Annotated in this window: 16 protein-coding genes and 2 pseudogenes; 1 reads left to right on the top strand and 17 read right to left on the bottom strand. The window is 58.6% G+C overall.

The features are described from left to right. Window positions 1-5: 5 nt before the first annotated feature. From AB4N98_RS02805 to AB4N98_RS02865, 13 genes and pseudogenes are all read right to left on the bottom strand, one after another. Window positions 6-866, bottom strand: a complete 861-nt coding sequence (locus AB4N98_RS02805; RefSeq protein WP_370737732.1) for a sensor histidine kinase — start codon at window positions 864-866, stop codon at window positions 6-8. After that, a pseudogene (locus AB4N98_RS02810) lies at window positions 867-1,457 on the bottom strand (response regulator transcription factor); the annotation flags it as partial. After that, window positions 1,449-3,725 (bottom strand): annotated as a pseudogene (locus AB4N98_RS02815) (sensor histidine kinase); the annotation flags it as partial. The pseudogenes AB4N98_RS02810 and AB4N98_RS02815, both read right to left, overlap by 9 nt. Before the next feature lie 19 nt (window positions 3,726-3,744). Further along, on the bottom strand, window positions 3,745-4,845 hold the full coding sequence (locus tag AB4N98_RS02820; RefSeq protein WP_116079650.1) for an ABC transporter substrate-binding protein: 1,101 nt from the start codon (window positions 4,843-4,845) through the stop codon (window positions 3,745-3,747). Between the two features lie 677 nt (window positions 4,846-5,522). After that, window positions 5,523-6,896, bottom strand: coding sequence for an aspartate aminotransferase family protein (locus AB4N98_RS02825; RefSeq protein WP_042727875.1), 1,374 nt, complete (start codon window positions 6,894-6,896; stop codon window positions 5,523-5,525). Between the two features lie 261 nt (window positions 6,897-7,157). After that, the gene (locus tag AB4N98_RS02830) at window positions 7,158-8,339 is read right to left on the bottom strand and encodes a hypothetical protein (RefSeq protein WP_137220214.1); all 1,182 of its coding nucleotides are present in this window, start codon (window positions 8,337-8,339) and stop codon (window positions 7,158-7,160) included. 166 nt (window positions 8,340-8,505) lie between these two features. Beyond that, on the bottom strand, window positions 8,506-9,744 hold the full coding sequence (locus AB4N98_RS02835; RefSeq protein ID WP_052497342.1) for a serine hydrolase domain-containing protein: 1,239 nt from the start codon (window positions 9,742-9,744) through the stop codon (window positions 8,506-8,508). A 5-nt stretch (window positions 9,745-9,749) separates the two neighbouring features. Next, window positions 9,750-10,706, bottom strand: coding sequence for an ABC transporter ATP-binding protein (locus AB4N98_RS02840; RefSeq protein WP_042727877.1), 957 nt, complete (start codon window positions 10,704-10,706; stop codon window positions 9,750-9,752). Between the two features lie 24 nt (window positions 10,707-10,730). Beyond that, a complete protein-coding gene (locus AB4N98_RS02845) occupies window positions 10,731-11,762 on the bottom strand; it encodes an ABC transporter ATP-binding protein (RefSeq protein WP_460149215.1) in 1,032 nt (343 codons plus the stop codon). Next, window positions 11,762-12,646 carry an ABC transporter permease gene (locus AB4N98_RS02850; RefSeq protein WP_460149216.1) on the bottom strand — a complete coding sequence of 295 codons (885 nt, stop codon included), beginning with the start codon at window positions 12,644-12,646 and terminating at the stop codon, window positions 11,762-11,764. The genes AB4N98_RS02845 and AB4N98_RS02850 overlap by 1 nt, the downstream gene beginning before the upstream one ends. Then, window positions 12,643-13,626 carry an ABC transporter permease gene (locus tag AB4N98_RS02855; RefSeq protein ID WP_241665018.1) on the bottom strand — a complete coding sequence of 328 codons (984 nt, stop codon included), beginning with the start codon at window positions 13,624-13,626 and terminating at the stop codon, window positions 12,643-12,645. The genes AB4N98_RS02850 and AB4N98_RS02855 overlap by 4 nt, the downstream gene beginning before the upstream one ends. A gap of 201 nt (window positions 13,627-13,827) precedes the next feature. After that, window positions 13,828-15,372 (bottom strand): ABC transporter substrate-binding protein, encoded by a 1,545-nt coding sequence (locus AB4N98_RS02860; protein ID WP_068936469.1) that lies wholly within the window; start codon window positions 15,370-15,372, stop codon window positions 13,828-13,830. Window positions 15,373-15,595: 223 nt separating this feature from the next. Continuing rightward, on the bottom strand, window positions 15,596-16,423 hold the full coding sequence (locus AB4N98_RS02865) for a helix-turn-helix domain-containing protein (RefSeq protein WP_042727882.1): 828 nt from the start codon (window positions 16,421-16,423) through the stop codon (window positions 15,596-15,598). A 429-nt stretch (window positions 16,424-16,852) separates the two neighbouring features. Between AB4N98_RS02865 and AB4N98_RS02870 the strand changes: the two genes are divergently transcribed. After that, the gene (locus tag AB4N98_RS02870) at window positions 16,853-17,587 is read left to right on the top strand and encodes an EthD domain-containing protein (RefSeq protein ID WP_042727883.1); all 735 of its coding nucleotides are present in this window, start codon (window positions 16,853-16,855) and stop codon (window positions 17,585-17,587) included. A 44-nt stretch (window positions 17,588-17,631) separates the two neighbouring features. On the opposite strand, the gene AB4N98_RS02875 is transcribed toward AB4N98_RS02870, so the two are convergent. The 4 genes from AB4N98_RS02875 to AB4N98_RS02890 all read right to left on the bottom strand — a co-directional run bounded on the left by AB4N98_RS02875 (window position 17,632) and on the right by AB4N98_RS02890 (window position 22,623). Further along, window positions 17,632-18,765 (bottom strand): FAD-dependent oxidoreductase, encoded by a 1,134-nt coding sequence (locus tag AB4N98_RS02875; RefSeq protein WP_460149217.1) that lies wholly within the window; start codon window positions 18,763-18,765, stop codon window positions 17,632-17,634. Between the two features lie 315 nt (window positions 18,766-19,080). Further along, on the bottom strand, window positions 19,081-20,550 hold the full coding sequence (locus AB4N98_RS02880; RefSeq protein ID WP_460149218.1) for an NAD-dependent succinate-semialdehyde dehydrogenase: 1,470 nt from the start codon (window positions 20,548-20,550) through the stop codon (window positions 19,081-19,083). Between the two features lie 16 nt (window positions 20,551-20,566). Then, complete coding sequence (locus tag AB4N98_RS02885) at window positions 20,567-21,583, bottom strand: dihydrodipicolinate synthase family protein (protein ID WP_042727885.1); 1,017 nt, start codon at window positions 21,581-21,583, stop codon at window positions 20,567-20,569. A gap of 29 nt (window positions 21,584-21,612) precedes the next feature. Next, window positions 21,613-22,623 (bottom strand): ornithine cyclodeaminase family protein, encoded by a 1,011-nt coding sequence (locus tag AB4N98_RS02890; RefSeq protein WP_065947812.1) that lies wholly within the window; start codon window positions 22,621-22,623, stop codon window positions 21,613-21,615. Between the last annotated feature and the right edge of the window lie 76 nt (window positions 22,624-22,699).

A 22,699-nucleotide genomic window follows, 5' to 3' on the forward strand; every position in this document is an offset into this window, starting at 1 on the left:
GGTTTTTATCCCTGACTCAGCGAAGCATCCAGGGGAATAACCAGGGTAAACGTCGCGCCCTGCCCGGCGCCGTCGCTGTGTACAGTCAAGCGCCCCCCCATTTCCTGTGCCGCGAGTGCGCAGCTGTGCAGACCAAAGCCGTGACCGTCTTTGCGAGTGGTGAAGCCATGCGAAAAAATCCGCGCCAGGTGCTCCGGGGTAATTCCGCTGCCGTTGTCGGCCACTGAAATGCGCAGTGCTGATGCGTCATCCAGGCACGCTTGGAGCGTGACGCTCGGGCTACGATCGACCACGCCCTCCAACGCGTGCTTGGCATTGCCGATCAGGTTCACCAAAATCAGCAGCACCCGGTGCCGGTCCAGCGAGAGCAGGGGCAACTCGGCAATCGCCTTAACCACCGCTACCCCCTGGCGCTCCAGTGAGCCGGCACTCATGCGCAAGGCATCATCGATTAGCGCCGTGACCGAGACTGCCTCCACGACACTGACAGCAACGGCGTAGGACTGCTGGGCCGCAACTATGGTTTTGATGTGGTCGATGCCCTTGGTGAGTTGCCCGAGCTCTTGGACAATGCCTTGCTGCTCTGCCGTCACCGCCTGCGCCAGCTTGACCAGGTAATCGGGCAGCATCTTGCCTTTGGGGTCTTGGGTGAGAAAGTCGCCCAGGTCGTTGGCGTGCTCGCTCATCAACTGAGCCACCCTGCTCAAGCCCTGGGCTTTCGAAGCGCGCAACTGGTTGCTGACCAGGTCTGCCGAGACGTTCACGCTGTTAAGAACGTTGCCGACGTTATGCAGCACCGCCGTGGCGATTTCGGCCATGCCCGCCTGGCGGGACTTTGCGTGCAGTTCGGTTTGTACCTGGCTCATGCGTAGCGCCGCGCGGACGCGAGCCTTGAGTTCCAGCGGCGAGAAGGGTTTGGCGAGGTAGTCATCGGCGCCACTTTCCAACCCGGTTACGCAGGCATCACTACCGCCGCGGGCGGTCACCAGGATCACGGGCAAATGGGCAAAACCCGCGCTGGCTTTGATCCTGGCGGTCAGGCCGAAGCCGTCGAGCAGCGGCATCATCACATCCGAAACGACGACATCGATGGGTCGACGCTGCAGGAGTGCCCACGCCTGTTCGCCATCCGTGGCGGTGGCGACGAGGTAGTCGTCGTGCAACAGCTCGCGCAGATAGCTGAGCATTTCCGGGCTGTCGTCGACCACCAGCACTCTGGATCGCGAGGCGTGTTCCGGCAGCTGCTCGTCGTCTGCGTCATGCGTCGAACCGTCCTGGCGGCCGTCGTCGAAACGCAGCTGGCGCTGCTCGGCCGAGCCTGTCGCGCTCGGTGAAGACTGCTCGCGCAGCGTGCCGGCGTCGGTCGGCACGGTGTTTTTCTCAACCCCCAGCGCCAGTCGAACGAAGAAACACGAGCCGCGTCCGGGTTCGCTGTTGACGCCGACTTCGCCCCCCATCAATTCGACCAGATCCTTGACCAGCGCCAGGCCGATGCCTGTGCCGCTGTAGTGGCGCGTGGCGGAATTATCGATCTGGGAAAAACGCTGGAACAGCAGCGGCAGTTTGTCGGCAGCAATGCCAATCCCCGAGTCTTGCACCGCCAGCTCAAATCGCTCGCCATCGATCGGCGTGACTGCCACGTGCACCGTGCCGCCAGCGGGGGTGAACTTGATGGCATTGCTCACCAGGTTGAGCAGGATCTTCTCGAAGTGCCGGGGGTCCAGGAACACCGTGCCCAGCGAGGGATCGATGCTGCACGTCAAGGTGCAGCCTTTGCTCTCGGCCACCAGGGCGGCATCCTCGGCCAACACGCCCACTGCTTTGTTCAAGTCGACGGGCGCTGGGCACACTTCGAACTTGCCCGCTTCGGCCTTGGAGAAATCGAGGATGTCGTTCACCCGGTTCATCAAGCGCAGCGCATTGCGCTGGGCGCGCTCGATCTGTACTCGCCAGTCTGCGGGCGGGGTGGCCGCCGCCGAAAGCTGCTCCAGAGGCGCGAGAATGAGCGTCAAGGGGGTGCGCAATTCGTGGCTGACGGTGGCCACGAAATCGCTTTTCGCCTGGTTGGCCGTATCGGCCTGGTTGCGCGCCTCAATAAGCTCGACGGCCTGCGCCTCCAGCACCTCGGTCTGGTGATGCAGGGTGTCGGTGCGCTCGGCGACCATGCGCTCCAAAGAGGCCTGGACTTGCTGTCGTTCGGCTTCGGCCTCGGCCTCCAGCACGCGGATGCGCAGGGCAGTTTCCTGGAACACCCGAACGGCGCGGGTCATGATGCCAATCTCATCACCGCGCCCGGCGCTGGCGATTTCGGCGTGCAGGTCGCCCGCCGCAAGCCGGCGCATGACCGAGGCCAGGGCCACAATGGGCTGCGCGATAAATCGTGAGGTGCTCCAGGCAATGGCGCCGGCCAGCAGGATAGCGACGGCGACCGCAATGATCGTCGCCAGCATGCCGCGATCATTGTGGACCAAGGCGTCGGAGCGCGCTTGGCCCGCAAAACGAGCAACCAACAGGCCCGCGCTGCGTGCTTCATTGCGAACCTGGTCGCGCGCGTCGCTCAAGGCGTTGCTCGCTTGATGGAACCTGGCGAATGCCGCCCGATAGCCGGCAATCTGTTCGCTGACCGTCAGCGGCGTCGCCGTGGCTTGCAGCCCCACGGAGGATGGAAGCACCCGAGAGAGACGGGATAGCTCGTCCAGGAGGGTGACGACGGATTTGGCGACCTCGGCCGACGGTGACAGACGAAACGACAAGGTCTGCGCCTCCAAGGTCGCCACGCGCTCGGCGAAACGCTTGGATAGCGCGGCGGCATTGTGCAGCAAGCCGGTGGCCGCCTGAATATCGCTGGCGTCGTGGGCGACGTCGCCATCCACATCATCCAACATCGTCTCGAGGCGTCCCGCCACATCTGCGACGGCGGCCAGATGCCGCAAGGCTTCGCCCCCTCGCAGCCTGGGCGCCTCGCCAAGGCGCTCAACCGCCACGCCAGCCGCCGCGAGCGCTGCGGCCAACTGGTCGAGGGCCTCGCTCTGCTGCGGCGCCCCCATCACCTCGCGCAATTGTTCGACCACGGGCTGGAGCGCGACGCTAGCGCTATGCGCCGCAGCGGCGGCTGCCGCATCCCCGGTCACCAGCACCCTGGCGACATTGGCGGTAATGATCCGTTCGCCGTTGCGCAGGACATTGAGGATGCGGTGGGCACTGTCGATGTCGCTCACCCGCGCCTTGTGCTCAACGGCGCGAGCGTCGAGCCCCTTCAACCCATCGGCGATGCCCTGTTCGACCAGGGTCGTTGCCTCTCGCATCCGGCCGTAATGGGCGGTCATGTTCTCGGTTTCGCCATCCATGGTCAGGCTCGCCACGCGCAAGGCCGTGATCGCTGCGGCGAGCCGCTCCAGGCTGCCGTTGAGCGACTGCGCTTCGGCCACCGGAATAGCGGTGAGCCCGGCGATAGCCGTCGCAACCATGCCTTCGGCCTGGGCCAGGCTTTGCTGGTCGCGGGTGGCGATGAAGTTTTCCACGCGACCGGTGGCCGCGTTGACCGACGCCAGAATTTCTGCGGAATGGCTGGCAGAATCCACCGCGCGCACCATGCCTCGCAGCCCGTAGAGGTTCACTAGCGAAACCGCCAGCATCAGGAACACCAATGCGGCGACCGCCAGGCCAATTTTGACGGCAATGGGCCGGTCCACGACCGGTTTGAATGTCAACATGGCGCCCCGCATCCTCGCTCCCTGCCCGCCATTACTGCTTCATCACCTCCGGCAAAGGCGCCGGCGGCGCCGTATGGTTGATGGCCGCGTCGATCATTGCCGCAACGGAAGCCTGGCTGTAGAACGGATTGGCGGCCCCCCCCACCGGCATGTCGGCAAGCCAGGCGTCCAAGTCTTTCGCATCGATACGCACCAGAGGCACCTCGACGAATTTGGGCACCTGCTTGCCCGCCAGAACCTGCTGGGCGACCCAGAACCCCACTTGGGAGACACTGGGGGAAGCCGAAACAGAGACGGTCTCGTAGCCATTGGCATCGCGTTCCTGTTTCCACAGGGCAAGTTCATCCTGACGGTTACCCATCACGATGATCGGCAATGGTCGGCCCGCCGCCTTGAACGCCATCGCCGCGCCATACCCGTCGCCCCCCTGGGTCGCGACGGCATCAATGCCGGGCAGCGACGGCAGCGCCAGCGCCACCTCCTTGCGCGCCACAGCGCCTGTCCAGTTCCCGTACACGGTCTTGGCGAACTTCAGGCCCGGATATTCACTGGCGGCCTGGCGAATGCCGTCGCTGATATTTTTATCGGTGGCATCACCAGCAATGCCGCGGATCTCCAGCAGCGTGCCGTTACCCTTGAGGCGCTTGGCAATGTAATCAATTTCTATGCGGCCCATGGCGGACCAGTTGTAGTCCACGGTATAGACGCAGCCTTCGGTGACCAGGCTGGCCATGACCACCACCACGATGCCGGCGTTACACGCATCGCGGATCACCCCATCGAGCGCCGTGTCGGACGCGGCCAGGATGACGATGGCGTCGACGCCCCTGACGATCAAGTCCTGGATATGGGCCGCTTGTTCCGACGCCGAATTATTGGCACTGACCACCGGCGCCTCACGGATCAAACCCTCCTTTTGCGCTTGCGCTGCTATCTCCTGCCAATTGCGCACCATCACCTTACGAAAATCGCTGCCCGCGTATGAATTGCTGAAGGCAATGCTATGGCTTGCGGTCGGGCCGCCGGCGATACCGCTGTCGGCAGCGTGGGCCGGACTGGCGGCAATCATCAGCAACCCGCCCATGCAGGCGGCGAAGCGCCAGAGGACTGTGTAGATCGGGTCAGCCTTCATACCGATCTCCATCGTGCCTGGGATTGACTGCCTGTGGGTGAGGCCACTGCGGCGCTGCCGGCCAACGCTTCTTCGGCGGGCCGGACGGCTCATGAGGCCATTGCGATAATAAAACCGGGTATGAAGAACCAGACACGTACAGACTCCTTTCCTTGGCGGACGACAACTCAAACCAGTACATGGCCTGCAGTGGCGATTAGCATAGTCTTAACATGCCCACTGCGCGCAGACCCGGCGGATTTTGGGGGTCGGTGCTGGCGTGCCATGCATTCTGGGACTGCGTTTTTACACAGCATGGGCCGGAAAGACCTGTAGGCATGGGCGAAAGCAATTTTCAGGCACAAAAAAAAGCCACTCATCTGAGTGGCTTTTTTCTGAATCTTGGAGCGGGAAACGAGACTCTTATCTGGCGTCCGACTCGTTGAAATCTAAGGGGTTTCTTTTCTTGCCGGGGCGGAAAAGACTTGATTCTGGACTTGTTTTCAGGGTGTATCAAGAGCAAAAAAAGATGACTCCAAGCCATGCTAGCGAGCTCTACCTACAGCACTCGGAAGAGCAGTCGTCCGGCCGACGGTATCAATTGCGTAGGACCAATTCGAGACGAGTCCTAAAGCGAGCACGAAGCGGCAGGCCGGAGGACTCCACATTCCGGCTCTGCCTGTAGTGAGCGGCGTTAACTACTGTGCAGCGTGTTTGAGGTACCAGTGCTGTGTCGCATCCAAAGAAGCCGCAAAAACTCCAAGGATTTCATTTATATCCTTCTCCGTTGAGATCAACGGAGGACAGAATGCCAATGCATCTCCCATGACTCGGTTGATCATTCCGCGCTCCTGGGCCTGAGAGGACAGATACCGCCCGAGTCTGCCAACAGCCTCAAAAGGCTCTTTTGTGTGCCGGTCGGCTACCAACTCAACGGCAGCAATCAACCCCACACCACGAACCTCCCCAACCATTGAATGATCAGCAAACTGCTGAAGCCCTTTGCGAAGGATAATCCCCATTTCAGCAGCATGCTGAACCAGGCCCTCCTCTTCGATAATTTTAAGATTCTCTAGGGCGACTGCAGTAGCTACCGGGTGCCCGCTACCAGTGAAGCCATGACCTAAGGTGCCAATCGACTGGCTCTGGTCGGCAATACCTTGGTAAACGGCATCGTTAATCAATATGGCTGCAATGGGCTGATAGGAGGACGACAGCTGTTTGGATACAACCATGACGTCTGGTTTGATATCAAAAGTTTCGCAACCGAACATATTGCCGGTTCGACCGAAACCGCAGATGACCTCGTCCGCGACAATCAAGACGTCATGCTTGCGGCACACCTTCTGGATCTTTTCCCAGTAAGTTTTCGGCGGAACGATCACCCCCCCTGCGCCCATCAGCGGTTCGCCATAAAACGCTGCGACCGTCTCAGGGCCTTCCTTGATGATCAGATCATCCAGTTCTCGGGCGAGGCGATCGGCGAACTGCTCTTCTGTTTCACCCGCTCGACCATATCGGTAAAAGTGCGGGCAGCTGACATGCAGGAAGCCCGGCAGGGGAACGTCAAAACCGCGCTGATTTGCCGGCAGCCCAGTGAGGCTCGCACTTATGGTAGTGGTACCGTGATATGCGTTCTGCCGACTGATGAACTTTTTCTTGGCGGGGTTGCCCAGAGCATTGTTCCGGTACCACAAAAGCTTAACTACCGTGTCGTTTGCCTCAGAGCCGGAGTTGGTGAAAAACACTTTGCTCATCGGCACCGGAGCCATCTCCACCAATTTTTCGGCGAGCTCAATGCTGGGACGGTGTGCCTTACTGGAAAACACGTGATAGAACGGTAGTGTACGTAGTTGCTTTTCGGCAGCCTCTATCAGCCGTTGGTTGCTGAAACCAAGCGCTACACTCCATAGCCCTGACATCGCCTCGATGTATCGCTTATTTTGGTTGTCATATACATGAACTCCTTCTCCACGCTCGATGATGAGGGGGCCATCCGCTTCATGAAGTCGAGCATCCGTATAAGGGTGGAGGTGATTTTCAACATCTTTTTGTGCAAGCAAATCCGTCATGATTTTACCTCGAAGTGAAAGAGGATTCGTTAAACCAAGGGCTGTGTAGAAACCCAAATTAAATACCCAGGCAACCGCACCAGGCTCCACAGCTACAACAGCTAACTGTCGCCAATAGCCATGGAGTAAAAAGCGGCATAAACACCGTAATCGGTGTCCGGACTTACTTGACCAATTCAGGCTCGCCTACAGGTTGTGCGCTAAACCTGTGGGCGAGCCCGCTCGGGGAAAGGACTTTAGGGTTGTTGCCAAAAATCCGGATCAGAAGTAATAACCGATGTTCATGTACAACTGGTTTTCCCACTGATCACTACCACCAGCCCCCAGACTCTGGGTGAGGCTGCTGCCACCGATGACCGGATCATTCTTGCCGTACAACCATTCCGTGGCGATCCACAGTTTGCTGAGGGAGAACGAGGTGCCGAAAATCATCCGTTGCGAGGTCTTGAAATCGTCTGCGGATTTATCGAAGGCGCTGTAGTTGGCGTACAGCTGCACACCGCTGATCTGATCGAACAGGTACTTGCCGCCAACGTCGTAGCTCACATCCGCCACGTACAAGTTGCCGCGACTGGCGACGTTGTAAGTGGCGTCGTAACCGCCGAAAGTCACCAGTTCATCAGTGCCGGGGTTGCGCGGTGACATCTGCTGTCGCGCAGCTTGCAGTTGCACGCCCCATGGTCCGTTTTTACCGATGTAGTGCACCGCCACGGCATTGCGCCGGCCGTCGTTGTTGGTGTCGCGGTTCTCCAGGGATGAGGTCAGGCCAGAAATCCCGACTTCGGACTTCCACGGCCCCAGGTCCAGCGCCTTGGCCACCCGCAGTACCAAGGTGTTGCGTTCCTGGTTGTTGCTGCTGTCGATGACATAGCTGTCCGCTTCAGAGACAACGCTGGAGTAGGTTTCCCCCTTACTCGTACCTTTGCCCTGCGAGGCCGGGCGAAGGTAGTACCCAGCCTGGATGTTCCAGTCACCGCTTTGCTGGATGTACTTTGCGCCCAGTTCTTCCAAGTCTTCCAGCCCCACGACGTTGCCCAGGGTTTGATAAAACGTGCTGCCGAAGTACGGCTGCAAACCGAACGGTACTTGGTTCAGGCCGACTTGGACCTGCTGGTCGGGGTTGAACTTGTAGCCGATCCAGGCGAACTCGGCGAACTGGACGTCCCCGACGTTTTCTGTGTACTGGTAAGGGTAGGCTCGGCCGTAGAAACGGTACTTGACCTGGCCGATCCAAGTGTCGGAGTTATACTTGGCGGAAAGGATCACGGTATCAAAGTTGAACTTCTGGATATCGCGATCCGGGTCATAGTCCCAACGCGCCCGGACAGCGCCACCGAGATCGAGATTGTCGGTGACCTGGACCGCCTGCGCGTGGATGGAAAGTGCACCCGACAGCGCCAGCGGGATCAATGAGCGCAAGGCCCGAGTGGTGTTCAATTTCATGGTCGCTCCGTCTTTAAGTTTTATTTTTGGCAACAACCATCCCGGCCACGGCAAAGCGCGGTCTGGATGAAATAGGTATGGCCCGCCGAGACTGAAGCTGGAACAGCGTCCAGGTGCTAGCGGGCTAAACGCTGTTTAAGAAGCCGCAGTCGTTTAAACTTCGGCGTCAGTTGCGTTGAAGTTCTTCAACTACAGCGGCACAAGCACGGAAGGTATCCAACGTCCACTCCGGATTGATGAAGTCCGGCCAGCTGGAAAGCTTTACGATCGCCACTTCAGCAGCCGGATCCCAATAGATACTCTGACCAAATACTCCGCGCGCCGAGTAGGTGCCTTGCTCACTGTCCAATACCCAGCACTGATTACTGTAAGCCGCAGTCGGAAAGTGCTTGGTGTAGTAGCCGTATAGGACTTCAAAAGCGGGTGTGGAACCACGTCCGCATGCACGCACAAACGTCTCTGGGACGATCTGCTGGCTATTGAAATGTCCACCCTGCAAATACATCTGGGCAAAACGCCCGAGATCACGCAGCGTGGCGCTCATCCCGCCGTCGGCCAATGCAGTTCCAACACAATCGAGGGTGATATTCGCGTCTTGCTCTGCCCCTAGTCTTGACCAGATCTCCCGACTCAGCAAAACGGGGAGCCGCTCGCCGCAGGCCCGCTCACAGACCCAGGCCAACATGTCGGTATCCACCGAGCGATACTCGAAGAACTGATCATGCTCACGATCTTTACTCAGTGATTTCAACAAACCGTAAATGCTGTCAGGAGACTCTCGCTCTCCCCGTTCACGCCAACCCGAGGCGATATCCAACTGGATGAATTCAGCATCTGGATCGGTGTAGTCCTCCCTGAATCTCACGCCCGTTCGCATATCCAGCAGATCCTGCACGCGGGCGTCGCCGTAGCCGCTTGCCGACAGCTCGGGCACATAGTGGCTGACATGCGCTTGGGGATCGATTTTGCCCTGGCCTATCAACCTGCCGACCAGGCTGCCGACGACGGTCTTGGATACCGATTGCAACAGATGCAACGTGTGCGGCTGCATACCGTTGAAATACTGCTCGGAAACCACCTTGCCTTGATGCAGCACCAAGAAACCATCGGTGTAGCTATCGGTGAGGAAGGTCGCCAGATCGGTTTGTCCGCCGTCGACCCGCTGGAACGTGACATTGTCCAGGGAGCGTTCATTGCGCTTGAATTCACTGACCGGTCCGGGACCGCGATGAATGGCTGCCACCGGAAACAGCTGGCTCATATGCTGGAAAGACCAACGGTTATACGGCGGACTGTCCCAATTATGCTGACGGACCTGCTTTTCCTGGGGTGGCGGATAGCCCTGCATCAGCCTTAGGTCCTGATAACCAATACCAGGAGCGGTCATGTCGTTTTTATTGTACATAGGGGTCAGTTCTCATCGTTCAGAGGGTGGTGGCAAGAAAAGCGGTGGCCGTGATCCTCGATCTCGGCTGGCACCTCTCGGCGACAACGATCGCTAGCCCTCGGGCAACGGGGCGCGAAATGGCACCCGGTAGGCCTGTTCAAGGGGCTCGGGATCTCGCCGCTGAGGATTTGCAACTGGTCACGGCGTTCCGGGTCGATGGAGGGCACTGAATCGAGCAGAGCACGGGTGTAGGGATGACGCGGTCGACCGAACACCTGCCCCACAGGCCCGGCCTCGACGATGCGCCCCAAGTACATCACCAGCACCTGCTGCGCCAGGTACTCGACCGTCGCAAGATCGTGGCTGATAAACAGGTAGCTCAGTCCATTATCGGTCTGCAGCGTCTTGAGCAATTGCAGCACTTGGGCCTGGACCGACACGTCGAGCGCCGCCGTAGGCTCATCAAGGATCAGCAGTTTAGACTCCAGCGCCAAGGCCCGGGCGATAGCGATACGCTGCAACTGGCCTCCAGAAAATTCATGGGGATAGCGCTCCATGTGTTCCTCGCCCATTCCAACATTTCCCAACAGCGAAAGGATGCGCGCGTGCAAGGCGCTGCCGCGTAAACCAAAGGCAACCTTCAGCGGCTCGGCAACAATCGCCTTGATTGTCATTTTTGGATTCAGCGAGGCGTAGGGATTCTGGAACACCATGCTCAAGCTTCTGCCCCGCGCCCTGGCATCAGTCGGCAGCGGCCGACCTTCGACCAGAATCTGCCCACTGTCGGCTGGCAGCAGACCGAGCAAGGTCGCGGCAACCGTACTTTTGCCACAACCGGATTCCCCCACCAGCGCGACCGTCTCACCGGCCTGCACCTCCAGGCTGATGTGGTCGATGGCGGTCACCAGGCCGTCGCGGCTGGCGTAGGTCTTGTGCAGCTGAGTGACGCTCAGCAGTGCGGGCTGTTTGTTGTTATTCATAGCCGTTTACCTTTCAAAGAAGCCTCACACCTTGACCAACGTGTTGTGACAAGCCGCCCAGTGTCCCTCGCCGATCTCTACCCTCGGCGCAGCCTGAACGCATCGTCCAGTGGCGCGTTCACAGCGTGGATTGAAGGCGCAGCCTGCCGGAGGAGCCGCCATGTTCGGCACCTGCCCGGGGATGAAGCCCAGGGGCTGGGATCCCTGCCCCAACTTTGGCACGGTGCCCAGCAATTTCAGGGTGTAGGGGTGTGCTGGTCGCTTGAACACCTGGCCCACCGGACCGCTCTCCACCACTTCGCCGGCATACATCACCGCCACCCGGTCACAGAGCGAAGCCACGACGCCAAGGTTGTGGGTGATAAACAGAATCGCAAGGTCCTGCTCCTGCGCCAGCTTGCGCAGCAGGGCGATGATTTGAGCCTGCACGGTGACGTCCAGCGCCGTGGTCGGCTCATCGGCGATCAGCAGTTTCGGTCGGCAGGCCAGCGCCATGGCAATCACCACTCGTTGCAACTGGCCGCCGGACATCTGGTGCGGATACTTGCCTAGCGCCAGATAAGGATCGGGCATGCTCACCGCCTCCAGCGAGCTCAGCGCCTCGGCGCGAATCTGGGCCTTGCTCAGTTGCCGATGGCAACCGATGACATCGAACATCTGTCGTCCGACCGTGAAGAACGGGTTGAGCGCCTTCATCGGATTCTGAAAGATCATCGCCGCCCCTCCGCCGCGCAAATCCGCTAGCTGCGATACCGACGCACCGTTGACCTGCTGTCCGGCGACCTTGACACTGCCGCCCAGCCGAGCGGCCTCAGGCATCAATCCCAAGCAGGACATGGCCGTCATGGACTTGCCCGAGCCCGACTCCCCGACCAATCCAAGGATCTCGCCGCGCCTTACCTTGAGGTCGATGCCGCGTACGGCCTTTACGGTCTTGAACAAACCAGGGAAGGACACCGTCAGCCCTTCCACTTCCAGCACCAACTCTTGAGCTGCGTCGTTATTCGAATCAGCGAGACGTTCGGGAGTAGACGGTTGCAAGGATTCGTTGATCATCAGCGCGTCCCCTTCTTTGGATCGAGCACATCGCGCAGCCCGTCACCCACCAGGTTGACGGCCAGTACCAGGACAAAAATCGCAACGCCGGGAAACAGCACCGTCCAGGGATTTTCGAGCAATTGCGAGCGCGCCGCCGCGGCCATCAGCCCCCATTCGACCATGGGCGGCTTGGCCCCCAGTCCGATAAAGCTCAGCGAGGCAGCGGCGAGAATGGTGTATCCAAAGTCCATGGAGCCCTGCACGATCACAGGCGTGGTGGCATTGGGCAGTACATGGCGAAGCAAGATACGGAAATGACTGACTCCCATGGAGCGAGCGGCATGGATATAGGTTTCTGAACGAACCCCTACTACCGCACCGCGCATGATTCTCGCGTACCAAGGGAACCAGGAGACGGCGAGCGCTAACATGGCGTTGGCCAATCCCGATCCGAGCGCAGCGGTAATAGCGATAGGTAACAACAGCGGCGGAAAAGCCAGGAATACGTCCGAGACACGCATCAGCAGCGTATCAATTCGACCACCGAAGTAACCGGAAACAAGCCCAATCGGAATCCCGATCAGCATCGCAATCAGGGTCACGCTCACTCCGATGATCAGCGAGGTGCGTGCGCCATAAAGCACCCGTGAAAGAATGTCGCGACCAAACTCGTCGGTGCCCATCCAGTGTGCCCAGTTGGGTGCCATTAATTTTTGGGAAAAGACAATCTTGTTGGGTTCATAAGGCGCAAGCCAAGGGGCGAAGATGGCCGCCAGGATGATCAGCAGCAGCAACAGCGCGCCAAATACAAACAACTTGTTATCGCAGGCAAAAGCCAGGGCCTTGATGCGCCACGAGGGGGCTCGCGAGGCCATGGCCAGGGATACGTCTTGGATACTCATTGGACTCGCAGCCTCGGATCAACAAGGTGATACAAGAGATCAACAATCAGGTTGATCGACAGATACGTCGTGGCCAGCACCAGAGTGGCCCCCATCACAGCGGGGAAATCATTCTGGGCAATCGAAAACACCACGAAACCGCCCAGGCCGGGCCAATCGAAAACGAACTCGACAACGACTGCACCGCCGAGCAGGTAGCCGAAGGTCAGGCCCACCACGGTCAGCAGCGGAATCATTGTCGCCTTCAGGGCATAGGCGTAATGGATACGCCACTTGGGTACGCCGTAGGAAACGGCCGTACGGATGTATTCCTCGGAGAGCACCTCGACCATCATGTTGCGAGTGATACGGGTGACAGTGGCTAACGTCACGACCACCAGGGTGAGCACCGGTAGCGCCAGGTGTTTGATGGAGCTCCAAAGTGCTCCGAAATTGCCGGCCAGCAGCGTGTCGATCAAGTAAAAACCGGTCACACGCTCGAAGGGGCTATCGAGGAGAATGGAGGCATCGATACGTCCTTGCAGGGGCAACCAATTGAGCTTGCCGTAGAACAGCAATTGCAAGCCCATGGCCAGGATGAATACGGGAAATGCCGTCCCGGCAATGGACCCCGCTCGTGACACATTGTCGACCACTGAGTTCTGCCGCGCCGCCGAGATGACACCGATAGGCACCCCGAGCAGCACCACCCAGAACATCGCAAGGAATGTCAGTTCAAACGTCGCGCCTACCCGCCTGATGACCTCCTCCGCCACCGGCCGCCCGGTGCGCAAACTGGTGCCAAAATCACCCTGGAGAAGATCGCCAATGTAATTGAAGTATTGGATAGGCAGAGGTTTATCCAACCCCAGTTTTTCCCGCGCGACGGCTATCTGCTCCGTCGTGGGATGGTTCCCCAGCATCATCTCTACCGGAGAACCGGGAAGAGCTCGGCTCAAAACGAAGGTGATAGTCAACACACCCAAAAGAATGAAGAACATGACTATCAATCGCTGAGCTATATACTTCGCCATTTATACTACCTTTTGTGGCTAATAAACTTGACCCTGACTTCTTACGCCCAGCATAAATCCTCAAAAGCGAATTAACTTTTGAGGAATGACCAAGCCAATCAACCAACTATCGGATTACAGGGCAAATTAGGCATTACACCTATAACTTCATCGAGAACAACTCAGCATTCAACGATTTAAGTTGTAGTAGAGAATCGCCTCATAAGCCGGATTCAGGCTCTTTTCTATGCCCTTGATGTCTTTGCGGGAAACACGTATCTGCTGCACGTCTGCGTACCAGATCGCCGGGGCGTCCTTCGCCAGTATCTGCTGGGCCTGCTGGTACTTTTCAGTGGACTGAGCCCGATCACTGCCTTCTAACGCCGCCGCCTCTTCGATCAACTGATCAAAACTTGGATTGCTGTAATGAGACAGATTGAACAGCGTCGTTTTCTCTGTATGAAATTCACTGAATAGCCAATCACTCGGCGTCGGATACGTCGGCCACCAAGCCATGGATTGCAGGTTGGGAGCAGTTTCCAGCTTCTTCGCCTTATCCCAGATCACACCCCACTCTCCGGGGCGTAATTCCACTTCCACGCCAACCTGAGACGCCGTTGCCTGGAACAGCTCAGCGGCGTTTGCATAGATGCCACTGATGTACTGCATCGAGACCTTCCAGTCCTGCTTGGGCACACCAGAGGCTTCCAATAATTGTCGGGCTTTCTCCAGATCGTAAGAAGCCATGGGCACGCTGGCATGCCCCCAGATGCTACTGGGCAAAGGTCCCTTGGGGACACTGCCGTAGCCATGCAGAATATCGTTGGTGACACCTTCATAGTCCCAGAGGTATTGCAGCGCCTGACGAAATGCCACGTTATCCGTAGGGTACTTCTGGGTATTGATCAAGAACTGGAAGTTCTTCCACGAAGGCGCGGTACTCACCTTGATCACAGGGTTCTCTCCTAACGCCTTGAGCTGATCAAGAGGGATATCCCAAGCGACACCGGCCTCGCCATTCTTGATCATCTGGGTACGAGTCGAGGCTTCGGACACGACTTTCACGATGACCCGATCGAATTGCCCTTCTTTCCAGCCCCCCCAGTAGCCATCGAAACGTTCAAGCACCACTTGCTGGCCCTGTTCGACCTGCCCAAGCCTATAGGGACCGGTACCGATAGCGTTGGGAGCCATCATCCAGTCATGCCCCTTATCCACCGCCGCCGGGGCAATGATATAAGCAGCGTATTGACCTGCCGCGATCAGATTGGCCGGAGTGGGATTCTGGAACTTGAGCACCACGGTGTCATCAGCGACGACCTCGATGGAATCCAGCGCTTTCCATACATACGCAGCGCCTTGTTTTAGCGCTTTGACGTAGTCAATGGATTTTTTGACCGCCGCGGCGTTGAAGGGCGAACCGTCATGAAATTTAACACCGTGCCGCAGCTTGAAGGCCCAGGTCTTGCCGTTGTCGCTGCTTTCCCAAGACGTGGCGAGCCCAGGGGAAAATTCCTCGGCACTGCCGGGCGCGTTATAGACGAGAAGTGTCTCGTAGATATTGCCCAGCACTCGCACCTCTTCCGAAAAAGCCGAGGCCGGGTCCCAATCCTTGAAAGAGGCCCGATCAGCGACAACCAAGGTATTGTTTGCCGCACACACCAAGCCACTGGTCAACGGTGCAGAAACGGACAGCACCATCAACCCTGCCATCAATGTTCTTTTGAAGTTCATCGGTGTTCCTCTTATTTTTATGATGGGCGCAGCGGGTCACTTGCACAAACAGGCAGTAATCCAACTGGAATAAACGACAAGACGGGCCGTTCGTAAAACTGCCTGTTAAGCGGTGTGACCCATTATTCATCTGCCTCACGGCCAGCTCAATTTCGCGAGCGCTAAAAAAATAACGCCTGATGACGCTTGAAAGCGTCACCTAGCGTCTATTTTTAAAGCTGAGTCAGAACAACGGCGGAACGAGGTTGAACTCACCCTCGGATGGGCGAATCAGCAGCCGCGCCCTCACCTCGCTGGGGATTTCAGGGGAATCAATCGGGAAGCAGCTGCAACTGGAGAGTGCGTTACGCAGATCAATCGACTCGCCCAGATGTTCAAACACAATCTGAGCACCAAAAGGACGGCGAAAATTGTCGCCCGATACGCCGAGCACCAAGCCATTGAGAAAGCGGAAACGACTGCGATAGGAGGGGTAAAGCGCCGACCAGATATAGCCTCGAGACGATAGGTACTCACGCTCGACGATGTAAATCAAATCGGATGAAGCAAAGCAGAACCCCCGATATTTATTGATGCCAAAACTCTTCAGTTGGTCATCACCTAACCTCATTCGTTCGTAGGTTTTGCTGAGGATCTTGTTGCCGGAACGGGACAAGCGGGTAATCGACTTAATGACTTCGCCAGACCCGGAGGGCGACATCAAATAGACAAAGTAGTAACCCTGATACTTCGACAGCGCCTGTGCGGAGCTTGGAAAAAAATCGGCCGGTACCGCGCTGTCCGGCTCGCGCGCCGCGCGCTGCCTGCTGAGCAAAGCCCGGAAGGACTCATGTTCGGAGAAGATCTCGTCCTCATCTACCCCAAAAAAGGCGCATATCTTACGAAGGGTGAAGAGCGAGGGAGCCGCCTGCGCGCCCAAGTATTTGTTGAACTGCTGGCGGTTGATATCGAGGGAGCGGCACACCATCGCCACCGACTTATAGTACCCGCAGAGAAGGCGCAGGTTTTGACTGAAATCCTGCATCGACCGGGGTGAATTGGAACTCACCATTAAAATATTCCTAACGCCACCATTGACAACACACTGGACTGATCGTCGCTTGGATCAGGGCCTCAGAGCTTGGCCTTGCCAACCCGTGATTCGTCCGAGCATCAGCCCGACCATAGCGCCTGGCCGGAGGAGTATCCAACAAATACACGCCACGGTGTTTGTTTGATCACGTTGAGAATGCTCCAACTGACAACAAAGCAGTAAACCGTCGTCAGTAACACGCCTTTGCTTTGCGTCACGCCCCCTGGTCTGCATCGTCCCGCCTTTGACCATGTTTTTGCGCGATACCTACCAGCACGAATACCGATTGGTTTGCGGGATATCCACGGCCTTATATTTGGGTGTTGAAAAACAATCAGATGAATAACGACGCACTAAAGTGCATTTAAGTCAAAGATCCGTTAACCCTGCCAATAGCGAGAACGCCTCATGATCAAAATCCTAGCCGCTGTACGCAGAAAACCAGGAATGACGCATGCCGAGTTTATAAACTATGTAGAGCACACCCACGGAGAAATCGCTAAAGCCAAACCGTTAGGCGTCAAACGGTACGTGCAGAACCATGTCATCGACGCGGCTTTCGGGGTTGACGCCGACAGTGCCTACGCACAGTCCTTCCACAAAGACTCCATTACGGAGCTGTTTTTTGAAGACGTGCCAGGCTTGATTCGCACCTTCAGCGATCCCTATACCCAGCAAACCGTGGGCCCTGATGCAAAGAACTTCGCTGACCTTTCCGAGCAGCTCGCTCAATTGATGGATGAAGCGGAGACGGCTAGCACCGCTACAGCGCCTCTCCCATGGAAAGTGATGATCCTGCTGAAGAAAAATCCATCCATGGCGCTCGATCGTTTTTTCGACGCTTGGGACGCAGCTCACGAGAGCATTACCCGCGAACAGCCCGACTTCCAGAACGCCCTACGCCGGTATGTTCGCTCCCGGTATCTGCCCGAGGGTGACAAGGTGACGGCCTATTTCGGGCCAAACATCGCCGTATACGAAGGCGCCTCTAGCCTGTGGTTTGAAAATGAAGCGGATTTTTCGACCTTTCGGCAGTATCAGCGAGCGCTGTTTCAAAAACTTGCCGAGGACGGCGTGGCGCTGACGTCGGCGTCTTTTTTCGCTTACGTCAAAGAGGTCGTTATTTTCGATCACTGCTCCTAACGACCAGAAGCGCGACCCTTCTCATCCAGCAGGGTCGCAATCAATCAGATAGGCTCAGCCAGCGTCGCAGTGGACTCACGCATGATCTGCGCATGCTCTTCCTTGTCCCCGCCACTTTTCTCTATCTCGCACAGACGCGCGGAGTTCTCGACCACGAGTTGGCAACGCTCCCAACGCCGCTTTTCGAACCGGTTCAGGGCCGTCTGTAGATTGCTACTGGCGAGCAACTCTTCGGCAAGCACGATGGCGCTCTCAATACCGATGCCAGCCCCGGAAGCCAGATGCGGCGTGGTGGCATGCACCGTGTCGCCGATCAGCACGATACGGCCCTTGTGCCAGGGCAGCGGCACCAACAGATTGGACAGCGGACGATAGTCGATATTGGCGCCCGCCTCGTGCAGTTGTGGCACCAGCGCTTGCAGGATCGGGGCTGGGAACTCACTCAGCAGGCGCGCCATTTCACCCGGCCAACTGGCCGGATCAATCCACTCGGAAAACTCGCGGTTTTCCATGAGGAACATGTACATGTGCGTTTCGGAGATTGGATTGACGCCAACCTTGGTGCGACCCAGCCAATGAGTGGGGCGCACGATTTCCGGCGGACGCTTCAGCACCGCGCGCCAGACGCTCTGATGAATGGGTTTTGGCGAGGGTGCTTCCGGGAAAAACTCCTTTCGCGTGCGCGAATGCACGCCGTCAGCGGCGACGACCAGGTCATAGCGTTCAGTGGTCCCGTCGGTGAAAGACACATCAATGCCATCATCAAGCTCGATGACGCTGTCGTAGGTGATGCCCAGGCGCACGCGGGTCCCCACTTCCCGCGTCCTGTCGGCAAATATTCGAGCCAGTACCGGGCGCAGGATGCCGCCACCACAGGGAATCGGCTTATCGCTGACCGGCGGTCGAAGCGCCAATTGCACGATCAGGTCGCCCACCGGTGAAAACACATCGAAATTGGTCGACAGGTACCCTTCCCCGGCGACCCTTTCCAAAATCCCAACCGTATCAAGCGCTCGCAGCGTGGGCCCACTGAGCGTAATCCCCGCTCCCAAAGGACACCACAATGGATCGATTTCGACGAGGTCCACTTCGACGCCCTGGCGGGCGAGCTGGATAGCCGCGGTCATACCGGAGAACCCTCCCCCGATCACCAGGACCTTGTTGACTGCTGCAATCATCACGCTCTCCTAGTTATTCTTATTCACTCGGGTAGACATTGCATGGCGCACCAACGAGCGCTGCGGCGTCATTGCGTCAATGCCGCAGCAACATGGAATGCCGACGAAAAATGCCGGATCAGCCACGAGACTATCGAATCGGCTATCAGGGCTGAAATCGCTTTGCACAATCCGAGGTATCGCTGGCGGCGATGGGTCGCGCAGGTAAGCCGGGGGCATTGCTCGGAGTGCCTGTCTTTGCGGCAGAACAAATACAAAAGCCGATGAACGACGGCTCACACGAACCGCCGGCCACCGGCCTTTAACGACGGTTGTTTACACGCTTTCCAAGCCATCCCAGCAGAGGTATTTAACCTCTAGGAACTCGTCTATTCCCAGGTGAGATCCCTCTCGCCCAAGACCGCTCTGCTTCACGCCACCGAAAGGTGCGACCTCATTTGAAATCAAGCCACAGTTGATGCCCACCATGCCCGACTCGATGCGCGCGGCGTTGCGCCAGATACGCGCCGCGTCACGGCTGAACAGATACGCGGCCAGGCCAAACTCGCTGTCGTTGGCCATGGCAATGGCTTGGTCATCGGTGTCGAAACGCACCAGCGGCATGACCGGGCCGAAGATCTCCTCACGAGCAACCCGCATCCCATGGGTCACATCAGCCAACAAGGTGGGCTCGAAAAAACACCCGCCCAGCGCATGGGGCTTGCCGCCAGACAGCAGTCGAGCGCCTTGGGCCAGCGCATCATCAACCAGCGCCTGGGATTTTCGTACCGCCGCGTCATCGATCAACGGCCCGACTTGTACACCCGGCTCCAGGCCATTGCCCAGCTTCAGGCGTGCCATGCGCTCGACGATGCGTTCGGCCAGTGCGTCATAAACCGCGGACTGCACCAGCACCCGATTCGCGCCGATACAGGACTGTCCACCATTGCGAAACTTGGCCAACATCACCCCGTCAGCCGCAGCATCCAGATCAGCATCATCGAAGACAATGAACGGGGCGTTGCCGCCCAACTCCATGGAGCATTTCTTGACCGTCTGCGCCGCTTGCGACAGCAGCAGCCGGCCCACTTCCGTGGACCCCGTGAAGGTGAGCTTGCGCACCAGCGGGTTGGCCATAAGCTCACCGGCAATGTCGCGGGTGTCGTTGCCAGTGATCACACTGAAAACGCCGGCGGGCACGCCAGCGCGCTGCGCCAGTTCGGCGAGTGCCAGCGCGGTCAGCGGTGTCTGGCTGGCCGGTTTCACCACCATCGTGCAACCGGCCGCGAGGGCCGGAGCGGCCTTGCGTGTAATCATCGCAGCGGGGAAATTCCAGGGCGTGATCGCCGCGCAGACGCCGATGGGTTCGCGCAGGACCACGATGCGCTGAGTGTCCTTTACGCCCGGAATCAGATCACCGCGCACCCGTGTGGCTTCCTCGCCAAACCAGCGCACAAAAGACGCCGCGTAATCGACTTCACCCCGCGCCTCCTCCAGTGGCTTGCCCTCCTCCAGGGTAATCAGCGTGGCAAGGTCCTCCCGATGTTCAACCATCAACTCATACCAGCGGCGCAACACCTCGCCACGGCGTTTGGCCGTCAGGCGACGCCATGGGCCAAAGGCCTCATTCGCCGCGTCGATGGCGTGCCGAACTTCAGTTTCACGACAACGCGGCAACTCGGCCAGCACCGTTTGGTCCACCGGATTACGCAGCGTGTAGTGACCGTGCGGCGTCTCGGTCAGCCACTCACCGGCGATATAGGCACCGTCACGCCACAGCGTGGGATCTTTAAGTAAATGCTTCACTGTGCAACCCTCCTGATCAGCACGGATGACGCCCGATCATGAAGGCGCTGTCAGGATCCGAAGTCACCGGCAACCCCGACGCAACCAACCCTTGACGCAGCGACTTCATGAAGCGATCCGGCACGCGCATCGCCGGGGCACGCAGTGGGCCGCCGTTGAAGCCGGCGAGCCAGTCCTGGTATTTCCACATCGTGCGATTGAGCACACCAGTGCCGCCAGCATAGCTTTGCGCGGCGGCGCCGTTGGCGCTGCGTGCCGGATTGACCTTCCAGTACAGTTCCATCGCCTCTTCAAAGCGGCCCGTGCGTGCCAGTTCGAACGCTTTCGGGTAGTAGTCGCTCATCCAGGCGGTGTTGCTGGTGCCGGAAAACTGCAACTTCATCAGGCTCATCAAGGGGATTGCGTCGCCTTCGATCGGGCAACTGATCACCACCTGGTCACGGAAGTGGTAATACATCTCGCAAATGCCCGCCGGCAGCGGGAACCCTTGCTCGGACTTGATGGCCGCGATATTCGGGCAATCGGCCAACAGCCGACTGACCAACTCCAAGGACATCCCTGCCGGATGCACGCGCTCAAAGCCCCAGAGCGGAATCGGGAAGAGCATGACGGCGAGGTCCGTCGCGTCACAGAACGACTTGGTGTAGGCGTAGATTTCCTGCTCGCTGGTCGGCCAGAACTGTGGTGGATAGGAGAGTAGGACGATGTCCGCACCGGCATTCTCGGCGAGCTTCACCGCCTCGATATTCTCGGCAAGCGTGCCAAAGGCCGCATGGAAAAACAGGATCAGGTCTTTCCCTGACTCACGGGCCCAGGCAGTGAACTGGGCATTCTCCTGGATAGAAATCGCCAGCTCGCTGCACAGCAACGTAGCACTGTAGCCCAGGCCAACCGTATGTTCGATGTCGTGGCGTATGCCACGCTCATTGAGACGCTTCAAATCAGCACTGAAACTTGGGATGGTGACAGCCGAGCAGCCCACCAGGTTTTCCCGCGCCCAGGCACGGGCATCCGCTTTCTTGTATGTGGCCATGATGATGTTCCTTTGCACAGTGAAGGGAGTTATTTCGAGACAGGGACAATGCTGGCGGGCAACTCGATGCCGAGGCCTTGTTGCCGGGCGCGCTCGTACAGCGCTTGGGCGATGACGACGTCCTGCAGCGCCGAGCCAACAGACTTGTAGAGAACGATGTCGCTTGCGTGCTGGCGCGGTATGACACGGCCCGCGACGAGGTCCGACAGCGCGACCAATTTGTCGGCGACATAAACGCCGGCACTGATCGCCGCAATGGCGTCACCGGTATCGTGAAGCACCTCTTGCGGCATATCGGCGACGATGCAGACGGCTCGCTCCATCGTGACCGGGTCAACTTCCCGTTGCTCAGGCAAGGTGGAACCCAACGACACAACCGTGGCCCCCGGGCAAAGCCAGGCGCCTTGCAGGACCGGAGATTCGTCACGACTGCGGGCGGCACAAATCACCACGTCGCAATCCTGCACAGCTTCTTGCGCGCTGTTCACCGCTTGGATCTCCAGCCCTGGCCTGAAGCTCTCGGCAAAACGCTCGCGGCTAGCGGGCGTTGGACTGAATACCCGGACATGCGCCACATCGCGCACGGACTTGAGGCAGTCCAATGCGCCACGGGCCTCAAACCCCGAGCCAATCACCCCCACCCGCAGCGCGCGCTTGGGCGCCAGTAAATCGACTGCCAGCGCAGCGGTTGCCGCGGTGCGCAAACCTGTCACCCGGTTGCCGTCGATCAGGGCACTGAGCGCCATGGTTTTCTGATCGAACAACGCAATCAGGTAGCTGGCGCAGCGCGCCCGCATGGAGGCTGCGATCAACTTGCAGCCCATATGGCCGCCAGCCGGAGGTACGGCAGTCAAACTGCGCAGCCAGATGCCATCGCCCCGGGCCATGGAGCGAGGCGGCACCATGGCATCCGATGCAGGGCGTGCATACGCCTCGGCGAGCGCGGCGACGGCGGTGCTCCAGTCGGCGAGCGAGGCCACATCGGCGTCACTGAGAAAAAGCGTCGGGGCAATGACTTGGAGTTCTTGGGCGTGATGCATGGCGCAAACCTCGCAATCGGGGATCAGTCGTTGGTTGACTGACACCCTACGAGGCGCGCCCCCCACCGAATACTGC

This window comes from Pseudomonas sp. S3_E10 (assembly GCF_054667615.1).

Bases quoted from the DNA above. Each gene is read 5' to 3' on its own strand.
- AB4N98_RS02805 (WP_370737732.1), bottom strand. From the start codon at position 866: ATGAGCCAGGTACAAACCGAACTGCACGCAAAGTCCCGCCAGGCGGGC.
- AB4N98_RS02820 (WP_116079650.1), bottom strand. From the start codon at position 4,845: ATGAAGGCTGACCCGATCTACACAGTCCTCTGGCGCTTCGCCGCCTGC.
- AB4N98_RS02825 (WP_042727875.1), bottom strand. From the start codon at position 6,896: ATGACGGATTTGCTTGCACAAAAAGATGTTGAAAATCACCTCCACCCT.
- AB4N98_RS02830 (WP_137220214.1), bottom strand. From the start codon at position 8,339: ATGAAATTGAACACCACTCGGGCCTTGCGCTCATTGATCCCGCTGGCG.
- AB4N98_RS02835 (WP_052497342.1), bottom strand. From the start codon at position 9,744: ATGTACAATAAAAACGACATGACCGCTCCTGGTATTGGTTATCAGGAC.
- AB4N98_RS02840 (WP_042727877.1), bottom strand. From the start codon at position 10,706: ATGAATAACAACAAACAGCCCGCACTGCTGAGCGTCACTCAGCTGCAC.
- AB4N98_RS02845 (WP_460149215.1), bottom strand. From the start codon at position 11,762: ATGATCAACGAATCCTTGCAACCGTCTACTCCCGAACGTCTCGCTGAT.
- AB4N98_RS02850 (WP_460149216.1), bottom strand. From the start codon at position 12,646: ATGAGTATCCAAGACGTATCCCTGGCCATGGCCTCGCGAGCCCCCTCG.
- AB4N98_RS02855 (WP_241665018.1), bottom strand. From the start codon at position 13,626: ATGTTCTTCATTCTTTTGGGTGTGTTGACTATCACCTTCGTTTTGAGC.
- AB4N98_RS02860 (WP_068936469.1), bottom strand. From the start codon at position 15,372: ATGAACTTCAAAAGAACATTGATGGCAGGGTTGATGGTGCTGTCCGTT.
- AB4N98_RS02865 (WP_042727882.1), bottom strand. From the start codon at position 16,423: ATGGTGAGTTCCAATTCACCCCGGTCGATGCAGGATTTCAGTCAAAAC.
- AB4N98_RS02870 (WP_042727883.1), top strand. From the start codon at position 16,853: ATGATCAAAATCCTAGCCGCTGTACGCAGAAAACCAGGAATGACGCAT.
- AB4N98_RS02875 (WP_460149217.1), bottom strand. From the start codon at position 18,765: ATGATTGCAGCAGTCAACAAGGTCCTGGTGATCGGGGGAGGGTTCTCC.
- AB4N98_RS02885 (WP_042727885.1), bottom strand. From the start codon at position 21,583: ATGGCCACATACAAGAAAGCGGATGCCCGTGCCTGGGCGCGGGAAAAC.
- AB4N98_RS02890 (WP_065947812.1), bottom strand. From the start codon at position 22,623: ATGCATCACGCCCAAGAACTCCAAGTCATTGCCCCGACGCTTTTTCTC.